Annotated in this window: 19 protein-coding genes; 10 read left to right on the top strand and 9 right to left on the bottom strand. The window is 40.4% G+C overall.

The features are described from left to right. Positions 1–330 (bottom strand): hypothetical protein, encoded by a 330-nt coding sequence (locus tag IPJ86_03385; GenBank protein MBK7886361.1) that lies wholly within the window; start codon positions 328–330, stop codon positions 1–3. Between the two features lie 254 nt (positions 331–584). Between IPJ86_03385 and IPJ86_03380 the strand changes: the two genes are divergently transcribed. From IPJ86_03380 to IPJ86_03335, 10 genes are all read left to right on the top strand, one after another. Beyond that, the gene (locus IPJ86_03380) at positions 585–1,193 is read left to right on the top strand and encodes a YceI family protein (GenBank protein ID MBK7886360.1); all 609 of its coding nucleotides are present in this window, start codon (positions 585–587) and stop codon (positions 1,191–1,193) included. Then, complete coding sequence (locus IPJ86_03375; GenBank protein ID MBK7886359.1) at positions 1,190–4,090, top strand: histidine kinase; 2,901 nt, start codon at positions 1,190–1,192, stop codon at positions 4,088–4,090. Before IPJ86_03380 ends, IPJ86_03375 begins: the two co-directional genes overlap by 4 nt. 57 nt (positions 4,091–4,147) lie before the next feature. Continuing rightward, complete coding sequence (locus tag IPJ86_03370; GenBank protein MBK7886358.1) at positions 4,148–4,906, top strand: response regulator transcription factor; 759 nt, start codon at positions 4,148–4,150, stop codon at positions 4,904–4,906. A 117-nt stretch (positions 4,907–5,023) separates the two neighbouring features. Then, a complete protein-coding gene (locus IPJ86_03365; protein MBK7886357.1) occupies positions 5,024–5,602 on the top strand; it encodes a hypothetical protein in 579 nt (192 codons plus the stop codon). After that, positions 5,563–5,766: a hypothetical protein gene (locus tag IPJ86_03360; protein ID MBK7886356.1), complete on the top strand. Its 204-nt coding sequence runs from the start codon at positions 5,563–5,565 to the stop codon at positions 5,764–5,766. Before IPJ86_03365 ends, IPJ86_03360 begins: the two co-directional genes overlap by 40 nt. A gap of 59 nt (positions 5,767–5,825) precedes the next feature. Further along, positions 5,826–6,191, top strand: coding sequence for a hypothetical protein (locus IPJ86_03355; GenBank protein ID MBK7886355.1), 366 nt, complete (start codon positions 5,826–5,828; stop codon positions 6,189–6,191). A 2-nt stretch (positions 6,192–6,193) separates the two neighbouring features. Then, entirely contained in the window at positions 6,194–6,601 is a 408-nt protein-coding gene (locus IPJ86_03350) for a hypothetical protein (protein MBK7886354.1), read from the top strand. Between the two features lie 30 nt (positions 6,602–6,631). Further along, complete coding sequence (locus IPJ86_03345) at positions 6,632–7,480, top strand: T9SS type A sorting domain-containing protein (protein ID MBK7886353.1); 849 nt, start codon at positions 6,632–6,634, stop codon at positions 7,478–7,480. A gap of 23 nt (positions 7,481–7,503) precedes the next feature. Next, positions 7,504–8,061 carry a YceI family protein gene (locus IPJ86_03340; protein MBK7886352.1) on the top strand — a complete coding sequence of 186 codons (558 nt, stop codon included), beginning with the start codon at positions 7,504–7,506 and terminating at the stop codon, positions 8,059–8,061. Between the two features lie 7 nt (positions 8,062–8,068). Next, entirely contained in the window at positions 8,069–8,953 is an 885-nt protein-coding gene (locus IPJ86_03335; protein ID MBK7886351.1) for a hypothetical protein, read from the top strand. Between the two features lie 8 nt (positions 8,954–8,961). Here IPJ86_03335 and IPJ86_03330 read toward each other — a convergent pair whose 3' ends face one another. The 8 genes from IPJ86_03330 to IPJ86_03295 all read right to left on the bottom strand — a co-directional run bounded on the left by IPJ86_03330 (position 8,962) and on the right by IPJ86_03295 (position 17,092). Continuing rightward, on the bottom strand, positions 8,962–9,735 hold the full coding sequence (locus IPJ86_03330; GenBank protein MBK7886350.1) for a glycosyltransferase: 774 nt from the start codon (positions 9,733–9,735) through the stop codon (positions 8,962–8,964). Positions 9,736–9,758: 23 nt separating this feature from the next. After that, entirely contained in the window at positions 9,759–10,316 is a 558-nt protein-coding gene (wcaF, locus tag IPJ86_03325; protein ID MBK7886349.1) for a colanic acid biosynthesis acetyltransferase WcaF, read from the bottom strand. A 12-nt stretch (positions 10,317–10,328) separates the two neighbouring features. Then, entirely contained in the window at positions 10,329–11,297 is a 969-nt protein-coding gene (locus IPJ86_03320) for a glycosyltransferase (protein MBK7886348.1), read from the bottom strand. 238 nt (positions 11,298–11,535) lie between these two features. Then, the gene (locus tag IPJ86_03315; GenBank protein ID MBK7886347.1) at positions 11,536–12,624 is read right to left on the bottom strand and encodes a glycosyltransferase family 4 protein; all 1,089 of its coding nucleotides are present in this window, start codon (positions 12,622–12,624) and stop codon (positions 11,536–11,538) included. Continuing rightward, a complete protein-coding gene (locus IPJ86_03310; protein ID MBK7886346.1) occupies positions 12,578–13,888 on the bottom strand; it encodes an O-antigen ligase family protein in 1,311 nt (436 codons plus the stop codon). Before IPJ86_03310 ends, IPJ86_03315 begins: the two co-directional genes overlap by 47 nt. A 5-nt stretch (positions 13,889–13,893) precedes the next feature. Further along, positions 13,894–15,006: a glycosyltransferase family 4 protein gene (locus tag IPJ86_03305; protein MBK7886345.1), complete on the bottom strand. Its 1,113-nt coding sequence runs from the start codon at positions 15,004–15,006 to the stop codon at positions 13,894–13,896. Further along, positions 15,003–15,908, bottom strand: a complete 906-nt coding sequence (locus IPJ86_03300; GenBank protein MBK7886344.1) for an NAD-dependent epimerase/dehydratase family protein — start codon at positions 15,906–15,908, stop codon at positions 15,003–15,005. Before IPJ86_03300 ends, IPJ86_03305 begins: the two co-directional genes overlap by 4 nt. Before the next feature lie 44 nt (positions 15,909–15,952). After that, positions 15,953–17,092 carry a hypothetical protein gene (locus IPJ86_03295; protein MBK7886343.1) on the bottom strand — a complete coding sequence of 380 codons (1,140 nt, stop codon included), beginning with the start codon at positions 17,090–17,092 and terminating at the stop codon, positions 15,953–15,955. Between the last annotated feature and the right edge of the window lie 11 nt (positions 17,093–17,103).

Here is a 17,103-nt window from a genome sequence, read left to right as displayed (position 1 = left end):
TTAGTTGGAAAAATAAGTGTTCGGAAATAACAAAAAGCGAAGACGCTGGCTTATATGAATTACCTTTTCTACTGAAGCAACAAAATCATTCTTTAATCCTGTCATTCCCGGGAAGTCTCCGCTAAGTTGCTTTTTCGGCGAATGCAACGGTAAGGAGAGAAAAGCGGCTTTTGGCTGACCGGCTTTTACATCACCCTCCATTGAATAATAAAAGGATGTTCTAAACCAGGAAAAGTTCCATTCTCGATTGAAAGTGGAATTAAAATCATGTGAAAGAGAACCGGCTGAATTTAATCCACCGACAATCTGGTATAGTAAACAAGAATTCATATTGAATAAATATGCCTTTAATACGCACCCTGCTTTGTTTTGGTTTGGAAAAGAAGAGCGCGTATGACGATGCGAAGTTAATGATGTATTACATGTTTAAGGTAAAATAACATTGTCTTTCCTTTCGTTTAACTTGTAATTTGACCTGTTCGGAGGTAAAATTGAACACTATTAAGGTTGTTTTTACCGAAAGGAATAAATATTTGAATAATTTAGACAAGATAATTGAAGAGGAGCATATTTCAAATTCAGAAATGAATAAATCAAAAATTCTTTATTCGGCGGATGGCTGTAAACGCCTCATTTTGTTTTACAATATATTTATAATCAGCTTTTTAATGACATTTCAAGGGTTTTCCCAACCTGCTACTCAGTATTTTATTCAGAATTCAACCATTCGCTTTGTGTCGAATGCCAGTTTGGAACGCATTGAAGCTGTATCCACTGAACTGAGAGGAATTATTGATATTTCTTCTAATTCATTCGCATTCAGTGTGAATAATACTTCATTCAGAGGCTTTAACAGTCAGTTGCAGGAGGAGCATTTTAATGAAAATTATCTGGAGTCCGGAAAACACCCAAAATGTACCTTTAGCGGGAAAATCATTGATGATATAGATTTTAACAAGGATGGGACCTATATTATCCGTGCAAAAGGAATTTTGAATGTTAAAGGGATAGGGCAGGAACGGATAATTAAAAGTACCGTTGCAGTGAAAGGAAAAGAAGTCTTTATTTCCGGTGAATTTGTAATTCTATTGGCTGATCACGAAATACGTATTCCCCGTATTGTACAGCAAAAAATTGCTCCTGAAATTGAAGTCCGCATTCAGGCGAAACTGGTTGGAGGGGAGAAGCAATGAAATGTCTACTATTGATTTGCTTTTTCCTTGTGACCGGTTTGCCCTCCTATAGCCAGCATCCTTTTTTCAGAGAAATTGTTATTGAACAGGGTAATGATGATTTGAAGGCGACAACACTTTTTCAGAACACAGAAGGGTTGATTTATATTGGAACAAATCAGGGGTTGTACAGGTATGATGGATTTGATTTTGAGAAAATCGACTTACGGGATTCATTGGAAAATAGTAAGGTCACTTTTATTACAAATTCACTGAAAAAGGAACTCCTTGTTGGTCTGGAGAACGGAGTGATTTTTAAATTGAAGAACGATGTTGCGGAGAAATTAAAATCTCCAATAAATAGTCCGGTTAAGTCCATTTTGGAATTGGAAAACGGTACACTTTGGATTGCTTCTTACGGAGAAGGTATCTTTTATAGAACCGGATCCGATTGGCATAGGTTGGCCGGACTTTCTGACCCTTTTGTCTATCAACTTCTGCATCATAGCTCAGGGAAAATATTGGCGGCAACCGATGGTGGTCTTGTGATTATTGATCCTCATACCAAACCGGTGAGTTTCCGGGTTTTTGACAGTAAAAACGGTTTACCCGACAATATTGTAAAGGTCATCGGGGTGCTGCCTGATAATATTATTTTACTGGGTTTTCATCAAATGGGCATTGCCGTTTTTGATATGAATTCCTATCAGTTCAAATCCATTGACAAAGCGAAGGATTGGTCGTATGGTGCTGTAAATTGTATTACCAAATTGCAAAATGAATTTTGGCTCGGTACCGATGGAAATGGAATTGTTGATTATGAATTTGGCGGTGATAAACGCGTCCGGAATTTCTTTGATAAAGCCGGCTTCCCTTTTAAAAAAGTGAATGCTTTGTTAAAGGACATGGAAGGGAATGTTTGGGTAGCTGCGGATCATAAATTGATCATTTCAAGTGGTGAGCAAGTGGAACTCGTTGATGAAACGGGAGATCTCAATTTTGATAGCCTGCAAGCCATTATTGCAGGGAGAGATGGATATTTATGGTTTAGTACTCCGAAAGGATTGTTTCGCTACAACTATATGGCTTCCGGAAATGAGAAAATGAAGAGATTTAATTTCTCAAAGAATGCAGACTTACATATCGTATCTCTTTATGAAGATGAGGCCGGGTATATTTGGATAGGAACTTTTGATAATGGATTGTTTCGTTTTAATCCTGAGAATGGAAAAGTCATCCGTTTTGGTGAGAAGGAAGGGTTGACAAATGCAAATGTTATTTCAATGGATGGAAAGGATAGTGTTATTTGGATAGCTACACTGGGTGGGATAGTGCAATGTAGAATGAAGGATCCGCTTCAGTTTGGGAGCGATGCCGGTTATATATTTAAGAAATTGACTTTTGATGATAAACGCTTTGATGGTTTCGTCTATTGCGTTTTTATAGATAGAAATGGGAAAGCCTGGTTTGGCACGGATGGGAAGGGTATTATGATGTATGATGGAGTCAAACTTCATTCCTTCCCTGAATTAAATTCATTCAAAGTAGTGTACTCTATTACTGAAGATGCTTATAACAATATTTGGTTTAGTACTCAGTTTCAAGGCTTGTATAGATACGATGGCAAGCATTTTAGGAATTTTAATCTTTCCAATGGCTTATCCTCTCTGGAAATTACCGGAATTAGCATTGATAATATCGGAAATGTCATTGTTGTCAATAAACGTGGAATAGATGTCATTAATCCTAAAAACTTCGATGTTAAAAAAATCGGGGAGGAATCAGGTATTGGAAAATTAGATGCTGATTTGAATGCAGTAACGCGCGATAGTAAAGGGGGTATCTGGATTGGTTCACGAAATGGTTTGTTGCGTTTCTATAACTATAATAAAGCGGTTACAGATCGCCCTAAACTTATACTGAAGAAAGTCTATACGTTTATGAAGCAAATGGTAGACCTTCGCGATACGGTTTTCGACTACAATCAAAATAATATCTCGATTGAATATACCGGTATATGGTTTACCCAACCCGATATTATTTCTTACCGCTATCGTCTCAAGGGTTACAGCAATGACTGGATTCCTACGCGTGACAGAATCGTTACTTTTCCTAACCTGCCTCCCGGTCGCTATACTTTTGAAGTAGTAGCCAGTCTGGGAGTTCAATCCGTCAGTAGTAATGTGGTTGCATATAGCTTTAGAATCAAGAAACCCCTCTGGAAAGAGAACTGGATCATTTTGTCAGGAATTTTATTGTTAAGTTCAGGTGTGTTTTTGTTTATCCGTGACAGGGATATTAAAGTCCGGCGTTTGGAAAGTTTAAAGAAAGAGAAAGTGGAGTATCAATTCGCCACATTGAAAAGCCAGGTAAATCCACATTTTTTATTCAATAGTTTTAATACCTTGATTGCGATTATTGAAGAAGATAAAGATAAAGCCATTAGTTATGTAGAGAAGCTGTCGGATTATTTCCGAAACATGGTGCAACATCGGGATAAAGATCTGATATCGCTCGAAGAGGAACTCGTTATGGTTGAAACCTATTATTTCTTGCAGCAAAAGCGTTTCGGCGAATATTTATTGCTGGAAGTGGATATACCCGTGTCATGGAAAAAGTCGTTTGGACTTCCTCCATTGTCGCTGCAATTATTGATTGAAAATGCGGTGAAGCACAATGCAGTTTCTCATGAAACCCCCTTGCGAATTTTGGTTAGAGCTTCCGGCTCTTCAACACTCCTGATTGAAAATAATCTCAATCCTAAAATGTCGGCTGAGGCTTCTACCGGTATCGGATTGGAGAATATTATAAACAGGTTTAATATATTAGCTGGTCATAAGGTGAAAGTAACTCAAACAGCCGAAAAATTCACCGTTGAAGTGCCGCTGATAAAACTCGTTTCCTCTCAGAGTACTTAACACTTACAATTGGAATTGTTATATCATAGATTCTAAAAATAAAAACAAAATATCACGATGAAAATACTGATCATTGAAGATGAAAAGCCGGCTGCAGATCGTTTAATCAAAATGATTCACGAACTGGTTCCAACGGCTGAAATCCTGGCAACACTCGTCAGTATCAAGTCTTCCGTCGAGTGGTTGATGAAGAATGAGGCGCCTGATGTGGTGATGATGGATATTCATTTGGCCGACGGACAAAGTTTTGAGATATTTACCTTAGTGAAGGTCTCTGCACCGGTTATTTTTACTACTGCCTACGATGAGCATGCCCTGGATGCATTTAAGGTCAATAGTATCGACTATCTCCTTAAACCCATTAAGCTGGAAGAATTAAAGCGTGCCATCGATAAGCTGAAAAACCTTAAAAATTATAACGCCCAGCAGGTGGAAAAGATGATCAGTCAGTTTGGCGCTCGTCAGAAGGAATTTCAGAAAAGAATGGTCATTCGTTTTGGAGATACCATTAAGATGGTGGACATCCCGGATGTGGCCTATTTTTATACTGAAGATAAAATCAACTATCTCTGCACCTCAGGCAACCTCCGTTATCCGATAGACCATAATCTGGATGAATTGGAACATCTGCTTGATCCGGCTATATTTTTTAGGATTAATCGTCAGTTTATTATTAATATTCATGCTATTGATAAGATGCTGGCCTGGTCTAAATCACGTGTAAAAGTCCTCCTGAAACCCTCTACAACCGAAGATACTATTGTAAGTACGGAGCGATCTCCTTATTTTAAGGATTGGCTTATCGGTTTGAAATAAGTAGAATTATCATCATTTTTTTCACCGGTATTCGTATCTAATCTCGTTCAGCACCCCCTTTTCCCCGTTCAGCGAAATCAGTGAAGCATTTCCGGAACCTGTCCGTACATTTGTTGTATGAATAGAGGTATGAAAGCAACGAACCTGATAATGGGCAGTATTATGCTTGGATTAATCTGGATCTCATCCTGTAAACACGATATCCCTGAACCTATCGTAATCAACGGTGGTAATGGCGGTGGGGGTGGTGGTGGAACCGGTGGGACAGTCACTAATCCTTGCGATTCGGATAGCGTTTATTTTAACCTTCAGGTACTCCCTATGCTGATTTCCAATTGCTCTATGAGTGGTTGTCATGATGCCGCCTCACATCAGGAAGGTATAGTCCTTACTTCCTATCAAACTGTTATGAATTCAGGAATTATTGTACCGGGTGATCCTAACGACGGTGATTTTATGGAGGCGATCACTGAAACAGATCCGGATAAAATAATGCCCCCGCCACCTGCTTCTCCTCTAACAAACCAGCAAATTCAATTGTTGCAAACCTGGATCTCTCAGGGTGCTTTAGATTTAAACTGTGATAACGGGTGCGATACATTGAATTTTACATGGTCGGCAACGATTAAACCGCTCATACAGGCAAAATGTAAAGGATGTCACCGGGATCCAGTCCGGGTGGAGGTGTTGATTTAAGTAATTATGCAGGTGTATCCGGTGCCGCATTCGATGGATCCCTGCTGGGTTCTGTAGAACATGCGGCGGGTTGGGATGCTATGCCGAAAAATTCTGCCCGGCTTCCGGATTGTGAAATTATTCAGATTCGTAAATGGGTGAATGCTGGAGCACCTAATAACTAGATTTTTCGAAATATTTATTCATCATACTAACAAAGCCCGAAGTGAATCAACTGAATCGAATGCTTAATTCTATTGTTCTTGCAACAGTACTGGCATTACTATTTACCGGTTGTTATTACGATGTGGAAGAAGAATTATATCCATCTTCCGGTACATGTGATACATCCAATATAACATATGCAAATACCATAGCACCTATTATGACAGATGCTTGTGTCTCTTGTCATAGCGGTGGTGCACCATCAGGAAATATTGACCTGTCTTCCTATGCAAATGTAAAAATACAAGCAGATAACGGTGCATTGTATGGCTCTATGAATCATGATCCCAATTGGTCGGCTATGCCGCAGGGAGGTAATAAAACGGATGCTTGTACCTTGCTCAAAATTCAAACCTGGATTAACAAAGGAACACCCAATCAATAAAAATGAAAAAAATAATCTTTATAATACTTGCATTGATTCTGATCGGTGGTTTAGCAGGTATGTATTTTTACTATAAACCTACCGCGAGTCTGGAAGATCAACAGCCTGTGGCTACGTTGACCGCAGACTCCATCTTTAGCGCATTCGAAACCAATGAAGCCATGGCCAATCAGTCCTACCTCGATAAAGTGATTGTGGTGAGTGGTAAAGTCCAGTCCGTCACCACCGATACCAGTGGAACAGCAATCAGCCTCGAAACAAGTTCAGGTATGTTTGGTGTAACCTGTAAATTGGAGCCGAATAGCAAGGTAGCCGGTGATTATAAAACGGGTCAACAGGTAAACTTAAAGGGAATTTGTACGGGTTACCTGATGGATGTGGTTCTTATAAGATGTGTACCTGCAAATTGAAAAAAACTATAAAATTATAACAACATGAAAATGAAAAATCAAACAATATTCATGATCGGAGGTCTGGCAATTATTATAACCTCAGCATTCGATATCTTAAGTGATAATGGAAAGGCAGGTTATACCGGTTCTACCAATGAATTATTGTGTGATGATTGTCATAGTACGTATGGTAATTCTAATAGCGGACCTGGCACAATTTATGTTACCTCCACCATGAATAACTGGCAATATGTTCCGGGACAAACCTATACTGTGAATGTTATTGTTAAACAACCCGGAAAGCCTTTATTTGGTTTAGGCTTTGAAGCCCTCAATTCTTCCAATGGAAATGCAGGAACCATACAGGTTACAAATGCGAATAAAACTCAAATTAAAAATACATCAGTAAACGGTGTGGTGAGAAATAATCTGGTTCATCAATTGAATGGTAGTCTCACAAACGATTCTGCGGTGTTCAGTTTTAATTGGGTAGCACCTGCAACGAATGTGGGTAATGTCACTTTTTACTTCTCAGGTGTTGCAGCCAATAATAATGGAAATGAGAATAATGATTATGTTTACAATAGCTCTAAGCTGGTAACTCCGGCATCATCTACCGGATTGAATGAAACTAAAGCATATGCAAAAACACTGAAAGCCTTTGTAAATGGCGACGGCAAAATCGTTCTTGAATATGCTTCGAATGAAGTGGCACACCCGCGCGCTGATATCTATGACATGGAAGGTCGATTGGTTTTGTCCAGATCATTGGAAAGTCAGAGAGCCGGTGATGTCAGCATACTATTAGATCGTCCCCTCGGATTGAATGCAGGCATCTATATGATTGCATTGCTTTCCGGTGAAGATGTATATACAACCAAAATTAAATTTAACTAAACTATTCACTTAAAACACCAATTATGAAACAATTTATTTTAATTACCGCCCTCCTCTTCATGAGTGTTGTAAATGCGGTATCTCAAGAACGTTATTTTACACGTAATGGTAAAATTTATTTCCTGTCCGATACTCCGATGGAAAAAATTGATGCAAAAAATTCACAAGGGACAAGTGTGTTTGATGCAAAAACCGGTCAGTTTGAGTTCGCGGTTTTGATGAAGGCTTTTGAGTTTGAAAAAGCCCTGATGATGGAACACTTCCATGAGAATTATGTTGAGTCGGATAAATATCCAAAATCAGTATTTAAAGGTACGATCACGGATATCGCAACGGTGAACCTGGCTAAAGATGGTGTTTATCCTGTAAATTACGCAGGTGCATTAACCTTACATGGTGTCACAAAAGATATTACCGGTAAAGGTACTTTTACAGTGAAAGACGGAAAAGTATTGGGTCATAGTGATTTTACTATTCTCCTCGCGGATTACAAGATCGAGATCCCGTCGTTAGTAAAGGATAAAATTTCTAAAGAAGTAAAAATCGTGGTAGATGCGGCATATGATAAGATGCAAAAGTAGTTTGCGGATATCCCTTGCCGTTATTGTATTGCTGTTTGCAGGAAATACTGTAAAAGCCCAGGATGATCTGCTCGGTTTATTGGGTGAGGAAGCCCCTAAAAAGGAGTTTGTAAAGAATGCATTTAAATCCACACGTGTCATTACCGGTCAGTCGATGGAACACGTCGCTGCCGGAGTGCTGGATTTTCGTATTCTGCACCGGTTCGGTCGTCTGAATGAGGGTTCCTACGGCGCGTATGGTTTGGATCAGGCTACTATTCGTCTGGGATTGGATTATGGGATTACAGAGCGTCTTATGATAGGCCTTGGCAGAAGCAGTAATCGCAAGGAAATAGATGGATTTGTTAAATACAGATTGCTCTGGCAAGCGAAAGGCAAGGGTGCTATACCCTTCTCATTTATTCTTATCTCAGGCGTCACCAAAGACGGACTGAAATATGCGGATCCGGAACGAAAAAACTATTATACTTCCCGCCTGGCCTTTTATCACCAGGTATTGATTGGTCGTAAATTCTCAGATAGCTTCAGTTTGCAATTGTTGCCTACCGTGGTTCACCGTAATTTGGTTCCGGAAAAGGAAACAGCCCATGATATTTATTCCCTCGGTGTAAGTACCCGGCTTAAATTGTCAAAACGGATTGCACTTACTGCCGAATATATCTACAACCTGCCGGATCAATTGGGGCCTGATAACACAGATCCTTTGTCCATAGGATTTGATATCGAAACAGGTGGGCACGTGTTTCAGCTGCATTTTACCAATGCACTGGGCATGAATGAGCGTTCATTGATAACGGATACCAATGGCAGCTGGGATAAAGGCGATATCCATTTTGGATTTAATATATCCAGAGTGTTTACGCTCTCTAAACCGAAATCATTTAAGAAATAGCAGCGGAGTTAATAGAAAAAAGCGTTATAAGCCCTTTTGAAGTATTGTGAAATCTTGCGGAGTGGCTTCATCATCAATGTCGCAAAGCCCGGCTTGATGCCATTAAGTTTCCAGGCCATCTTGTCTTCAATATTGGCCTTGAGTTTAACAAAGAAGCTCACATTGCTGACACCGCCCATCCTCATTTTAACGATTGTTTCATTCAGATAAGCCAGCTTGATATTGTTTTTGTGAATCAAACGAAGCATTAATTCGTAATCTGCGGAGAGTTTCAAATCGGTATTAAACCCGCCGAATTTTTCATAGCATTCCCGCTTTACAAAAAAAGTAGGGTGTGGAGGCATCCAGCCTTTAAGGAAATCACCTTCCTGATAGCTTCCCGACTCCCAGGTGCGCATAATTTTGTTGGTGTCGTTGCGGTTCACAAAAACTAAATCCGCATACACGCCTTCTGCTTCCGGATTTTTCTCGAAGGTTTCAGCAACATGTCTGATGACTTGCGGATGAGCATAAAGATCGTCAGAATGCAGCATGCCGATGATATCGCCCTTGGCATGTTTGATACCTTTGTTCAAAGCATCGTAGAGCCCTTTGTCTTTTTCAGAGATAATATTGGAAATTTTATCCTTATATTTTTCGGCAATCTTGAGTGTGCTGTCCTTTGATTTTCCGTCAATAATCAGATATTCAATATCCGGATAATCCTGCATAACGACCGATTTGATCGTGTCTTCAACGGTGGCGGCACTGTTATAGGTAATGGTGATAATGGAAACTTTCATGTGAATGCTGGTCGGTGTAAGTATTAACTCATGTTTCGCTCGCGGATGCGTATCGCAGGATTCCCTTTATACAGTCCAAAGGCCTCCAGGGTTTCCGTTGCCACAGATTGTACCGTAAGTATGGCATGCGATTTCAATGTTACTCCCGGACAGACTATTGCGAAAGCCCCGACCCAGGCCCCTTCTTCTAATGTAATGGGCTTGACGATAAGATCAAAGGTAGGTTTTTTGTAGTTGTGATTACCACATAATAACATTGCTCCCTGACTGATACAGCAATTATCCCCAATTCTCACCTTGGCCAGATTATCAATCCAAACCCTTTCTCCTATCCATGCATGATGCCCGATGCTGAGCAACCAGGGATATTTAATATTTACAGCAGGTTTTATAACAACTCCCTTTCCTATCTCAGCACCAAATACCCGCAATAGAAATACTTTTAAACTACTGATCGGATTTAGGGGATTAATAAAAAATAAAACATTGATAATGTACCAAAGTAATCGCTTTGCCGGTCCGGCACCGGGATCATACCAGGAATTGTCATATATAGATAAATCTGTTTTTACTTCTTGCATTTCTTCCGGGTTTCAGGAGAAGAGTTTACGGTTTTGTTCGATATCTTCCGGGTTATGGATCACTTTTTTCGCGTATTCCAGGGCTCCATGACTCCATTGATCAAATTCCATTTGGTCCATTTGAATCATTTTTTGCAGGACAGACAGGATTTCATCTTTGTTTGCCAATGGAATATCCCATCCCGCTTTTTGATTGGCCAGCGATCTCCATGGGGTCTGATCCGATAGCAATACCGGACATCCGGCCGCCATACTTTCGATGATGGAATGGCCGAAATTCTCATTGAAAGTAAGTAAAATACTTAAATGATAATGCTGTAGTGTTTCCGTTACCTTTTCATTGGATAGATATCCTTTGTAGGTCGCCTTAATGTTAGCCGGAAGTTGTTTCATTAACTCCTCACATCGTTGCCAGTGTTCTTTTTCTTCAATAGGCCCGTAGATATCAAATTCCACGTTTCCGTTTCCCTGCAGCGAGGCTAAGAGTTCTAAAGTGCCATCCAGATTTTTCTTGTCGGATATTCTCGAAAGAAAGGTTGCGCGTAATAGCCCGGGAGTTTTTACTCTCGATTTGCTTTTTATTTCTCTCGGTTCACTTAAGTCGAGTGCAACATGTATCACCTGTTTGTTGCCGAAAACATTTTTAATTTCTGAGGCTTCAGCATTCGTGGAAGCATGCCATCTGATGTTCCGGTAGAGTCCGGTGAGCCTCGACCATAGGAGAAAGGTCTTTTTCTTAAAGGCTTTAATCCGTAGGGCACCTTCGCCGAGCATACCTCTTGGTGCAAGTACAACTTTTCGCACAGGAAAATGTCGCTTGCGTACCATGAGCGGGTATAAGGTGAAAATTTTTGAGAAGAGGGAATTCAAATAAATGATATCCGCTCTTTCCGCTAGAATAATTTCTTTAATACGTGTGTAATTTTGTTTTTCAGTAGGGAGATAGAGCACGTTGGTTCCATCCGGGCCCTTGGTCCACACATTCTTTTTATACCGGTATAGGGCTGCGTTTCGTGAAGATCGGTATCGGAAGTGACAATATAAAAATCATATTCATCACGAAGGTACCCCGCCATGTTCGCGACAGATCGTATTTGTCCTCCGGCTTTATATCCCGGCAAATACCAGTCAACAAAAACGAGAATTTTCTTCTTGGAACTCATGGGTTAAAGATCATCAATTACTAAAGTATTTACCGGCATTTAAATGTGAATTGCAATCAGTTTTTAACCACCTTATTGTTGATCAGGTTCCATACAGTTTGCGCCCAGGTGTGTGGAGTGATGCGGTCAGACAATGTCTTGCTGCGTTGTCCCATGGTGCGGAGTTCGTCATCACTATGATGGATTATTTTTAATAAGGCATTTTTTATAGAGGCTACATCCCTGGGTTGGGTGTAATATCCATTCCATTCTTCCTTCAGGAAAGCTGTGGCTGCACTTGTTTTTGTACTGCAGATCAATGGAAATCCTGCGGCTGCAAATTCATGTACCACCACCCCCCAGTGTTCATAATGTGTAGGCAATATAAATACGCCGCAATTTTCAAGGTAGGGTGCTAACTGATCCGGCTGTACGAAACCAATGTTCTTTATCGCAGGATGAACAGGAAATTCTGATTCCAGTTCTCCCTTGCCGATGCACCATAGTTCCCAGTCTTTTCTTTCGTTGTCCTGTAGCGCTGTAAAAGCCTGCCATAATTCACGAATTCCTTTCAGCACTGTTAACCGGCCAACAAATAGAAACCGATGTGGAAATTTACCGGCTTTCTTTTCCCTGGTCGCTGCTTCATAAGAGTGAAACAGATGAGTATCCGCCGAATACATTCCGGTCAGAAGTCTCTCGTTTTTAAATCCCAGTTTTCGGGCATACACAGCGTTAGGTTCACCCGGTACCCAGCAATGCGTAAATAATTTTTGAAGGTAAGCAGGACCAATAAGTGTTGCAGCATATTGCTTTAGCGTACCCTGCCAAGGATTGTCCAGACTCATTACCACCGGTATTTTCTTTTGTAACGATTTGGCGACTGCCAGATAGCCCTTGTCGGCCCATCCGCATACAAATACAAAGTCAGGTTGAATGGCTGAAACGAGTTGAATCAATCCATTTGCATCATAATCATTCCTTTCATAAACAGTAGTGTTTTTATTAAATGAAAACTGAAAGGGGGCCACACTGGAAACAGGATAACGCACCAGATGGATGTCTACCTCAAACTCAGCAGCAAGCTGATCGAGGCAAGCCATAAAATAGCCGGCCAGCTCAAAGTACAGGAACAGTGCTTTCTTCCTTGTCTGCGGGCTTTTCATATTGTAATAAAGTAAGGACGAGTAATGCGATTATAGTGAATGGATTCAATGACGCTTGTAACCAGGATTCAAACATGTTCGAGAAAATAATGGCAAACATGCAAGGGAATGCTAGCGGGTTTACCTTCGCGGCCCTGATGAAATTGCTTAATATGCCGTAAATAAATCCGATTAATCCAATGATGCCGGTATTCAACCATACGGCAAGAAAGGAATTATGTACGCTGCCAATATGCCCGCGGACTACAAACCAATCTTGCTTTAATGCAAATAAGTGCTCCTCAAAGGCGAACCCTCTTCCCAGAATAAAGTAGTGTTTTTGAATTTCGCCCCAGGCATAAGTCCAGGCTATCAAACGTCCGGATCCATTGTCAAGGTGATCTACGCGTAAATAGCTTCCCAGTCCAATGGCGGTGAAGATGGCCGCGAGATTTTCATTGATCACCTGAAAGATTACCGCAGCAAATATGACAATAGCAAATCCAATCCAAGGTGAAATTTTGTAAACGTAGGAGAAAAATAAAAAGATGGCAATGGAGAAAATACTGTTCCTTGATCCTGACATAATAAGAGAGATAAAGAGAACGGCATAGATGATGTATTTCTCCGTTCGCGAAAACATTTTCGGAAAGTGATACTGCGATACGTGTATCAGTAAAAATGTAACGGTACTCATCACCCCAATTCCATTTGGATTACCCATGAATCCCTGATATCGATCAGCCCAGTAGGCCCAGTCATAGGGTAGGGTGTAGATCGTGATCAATCCTATAATGTATAAAAGAGTGATCAGCCAGATTAACTTTCGAAGAAAGACCTCCTTTTCCACTGCAAGTTGACGCAGAAAATAATTTGGTATTGCAGCAATCAACAGAAAATAGGAGAGCGTTTTCTGAAAGGATAAAGCCGGATCAGGATTTCTGGGGAAGAGAAGGAAGGCGACAATAAAAAAGGGAATAAAGGGTCGAATTATTTTGGAACGTTCAGGGAAATTCCGAAGATTAATATAATATAGTAAGCCGGCTAGCATGATAATATACCCTTTCGTCTTTGCTGCAAAAAGCAGTTCATCATGCCGGTTGTCAGAAAGGTAGTTGATCAGGAAAATCGTAAGTACTACTTCTGAATATTGTCCTTTATACTTGTACAATATCAGTGCGGCCGGAACCAGTAATAACGCAGTTTCCTTCAACAGAATTCCCGTTATCGTCCAGAAAAAACTGATCGCCAGGAATTGGTAATTTTCTTTGAAGTACTGTTTCATATTGACTATCCAAAAGTATGGAATAAGTCCACGTGCATCTTTGCAACTTTTTGCCACGTGAATTTTTCGGTTACTTTTTTATAAGATCTCTCGGAAAGCGCCATTCTTTCATCTGGATTGAGTTGATAAAAGCACTGTATCGCCCATTTTAAAGCCCGGACATTGTTGGTTTCTATAAGATATCCATTGTCAGAACTTACCAATTCGGCAGTAGCGCCGGTATCGCTCACGATGATGGGCATGCCCGCAGCCATGGCTTCAAGAACAACCGTTGGCATACCCTCAAATCGTGTAGGGAAGACAAAGAGGTCATTTTGTTTATAGAGTTCGGTGAGATGTGCATCGTCTGCAAATCCAATAAAGTTTACATTGTCAAAGCGGTATTCCTTAATGTACTGCTCATACAGCGGTCCTTTACCAACAAGATTAAAGATAAGACGGTTTTTATAGCCTTCGTTGTTGAGTTGCTGTACAGCCTCCATCAACAGATTGATCCCTTTATTGAAAGCAAATCTGCCAACAAATAATAACTGAAGTTTATCTTTTGCAAAATTACGAGCCGGTTTTTCACCCGGATTCACCGCATTGGGTAATACAACGATTTTATTTTTAGGTCTTGAAACTTCCTTCTCTAAAATACGAGTCAGCTTACCTCCTAAAGAAACTACTTTTGCCGCATGCTTGAACTGATAGCGCTCCATAAATCGCATGGGCATGGTTTTCAATTTCTCCTTGAAGGTTAAACTTTGGTAAGGCTCTAATCCATGCTGGTTAATAATAACCCGCTTCCCTGTTTCCGGTAATCCATGCAATACACTAAATCCTTGTGCATAGACCAAAGCATCCGGATGCTGTTGAATAATTTGATGCGTTAATTTGGAATAGTCATAACACCGTCGAATATAAAAACCATTGAAGTCAAAGGGAATTTTTATTTCCTTTATACCAAGTGATGGATCGAAAACCTGTTTGTCGTGAGGATGAACTACTGTAATATCAAACTCCTTGTAGTGAGAAAGGGCTTCAATCAAACAGGCGGAATGTCGCTGCATACCACCTATGGCATGCGGAAATATTCCATCTGTAATAAACAAAAGCTGCTTACGCGGTTGATTCATTTTTCTATTAAGGTTCTTATCCCTTCGTCAATTCCTATAAAAGGATTCCAACCAATGGATTTGAGTTTGCTGACATCCGCCAGAAGATGCATTCTTTCTACCTTTCGGACGCGTGAAGGATCCACTTCGATTTCGATCAGTTCACCTGATTCCCGTGAAAATGCATCAACGATCTCAACGACGGAGTATTCAATACCGCGCCCCAGATTGAAAGTGTCAATGCCTTTGTCAATTCTGTTTAAAAGGGCATGTACAGCATTGGCCATATCGGAAGTATGAATGAAATCCCGTTTAGGCGCCAGATTCCCTAGTTTGATTTTACGTAACCCACTATTCACCTGCTTTTGGATTTCAGGAATTAAATGTGGATTCGTTTCGTTGGGTCCAAAGGCATTAAAAAATCGACAGATAATAGTAGGAACTCCCGTCATCAAATGAAATTCATTGCAGAGATGTTCTCCGGTTAATTTACTGAGTCCATAAATATCCATTGGCCCCGTTTGATGACCTTCAGATACGGCTTCATCATAAATCGGATAGACGGCAGCCGTTGATGCAAAGAAGACTTTGGATGCTTTATATTTTCGGGCGGCATTCAACACATGCATTGTTCCTCTGATATTAATATCGGAGGACTCAAAGGGATGTTGATTGCAATAAGGAATAAAGTGAACCGCAGCCAGATGGATCACAATATCCGGACGGATCGTATTAAAAATAGTATCTACTTTTTCTTTGTCGAGAATGTCTACCTGAAAGAAATGACTATCCGGAATGGAAATAAAATCTCTTTTGCCGAAGGAAAGATTGTCAATGACAAATATTTCATGTCCTTCGCGCTGCAATTTGTCGATAACCGCGCTGCCTATAAATCCGGCTCCCCCCGTAACAAGTGTTTTCATGGTTTTATTGATTTCAATAGAGAATTAGTTAATACGCCAAAATCTTAACTTAGGTTATGAATTAGTTCTTTATAATGTTCCATCTGTGCTTTCTTCGTAAAATTCTTCATGACTAATTCAATCATCCTGGAACGCACTTCATAAGCTGATTTTGTAATTTGCGGTAATTCATGTCCGTTGGCGATGATACCGCAATTGTTTAATCGTACAAAGGCACTGTAATCGCCTATGTTTTCAGAAATGATGACAGGTAGTCCCGCGGAAAGGTATTCTGCGAACTTAGTGGGTGCGGCTACACGGTTAGTAACACTCTGCTCCCGGATCAATATACCCATATCGCAGGCAGCAAGTACTTCGGGAACTTCTTTATGATTCACCCATTTGCGGATGATCTGTCCCGGAAATTCCTGGGTGAGTTTTTCGATATTCTCTTCCGCTTTTGAAAGAAATACGATTTTGTTTTTTGGAGATTTTTTAAGGAAGGGCGAGAGGTACTTATATACCGTTGGAAAAGACTGCCAGCCGGAAATAGAGCCGGAATAGACCAGGATGACATCATCGTTATCGGCTCCTAAGGTTTTTCTTGCATTGTTTTTCTCTTCTTCTTCTATTACCCTTGGCGCGAAATCACTGTTTAAAGTGCAGGGAATTACGACATGTTTTCCCTCCGTATAACCATATTTTTCATGCCAGTAATCTACCAGTTTTTCGGTTACCGCTATCCTGAAATCAGTTTCATTGACAGCCCTTCCTTCCAGATCATCTATTGCTTTTTTCCAACTATCAACAACGGTAACATCATATTCATTCCATTCCGCCGCAATGGCTCCACGTCCATCAAAACAAACGCGTTTCACAGGGCTGATGTTGCGGACTCTTAAAGCCATATTTGCTGCGATCACATTTCTGGCAATAATAGTAGTGGGTCTGTAAATCATGCATAGCGTCCACAATACAATGACATTGAGTTTCCAAAAAGTCGCCTTGGGCAGCATGGGAAGCACGAGTGCATCCGGAACTTCTTTTAAAATATGGGCTTTTTTATTTTTGTATTCGTGCAATGAGATAAATGCAACCAGCTTGATATGCGTGTTAAGTTCACGATTGACAAAGCGAATAACATCCGATACCTGACTGGAGTAAACTCCGGAAGGTGGTTCAGCGTAAGTGAGGTAAAAGGTCATCTGTAAATATT

It is taken from the genome of Bacteroidota bacterium (assembly GCA_016713925.1).
Classification (GTDB): domain Bacteria; phylum Bacteroidota; class Bacteroidia; order AKYH767-A; family OLB10; genus JAJTFW01.
Note: the sequence above shows the minus strand (reverse complement) of the source record. Positions and strands in the feature narration are given on the sequence as shown.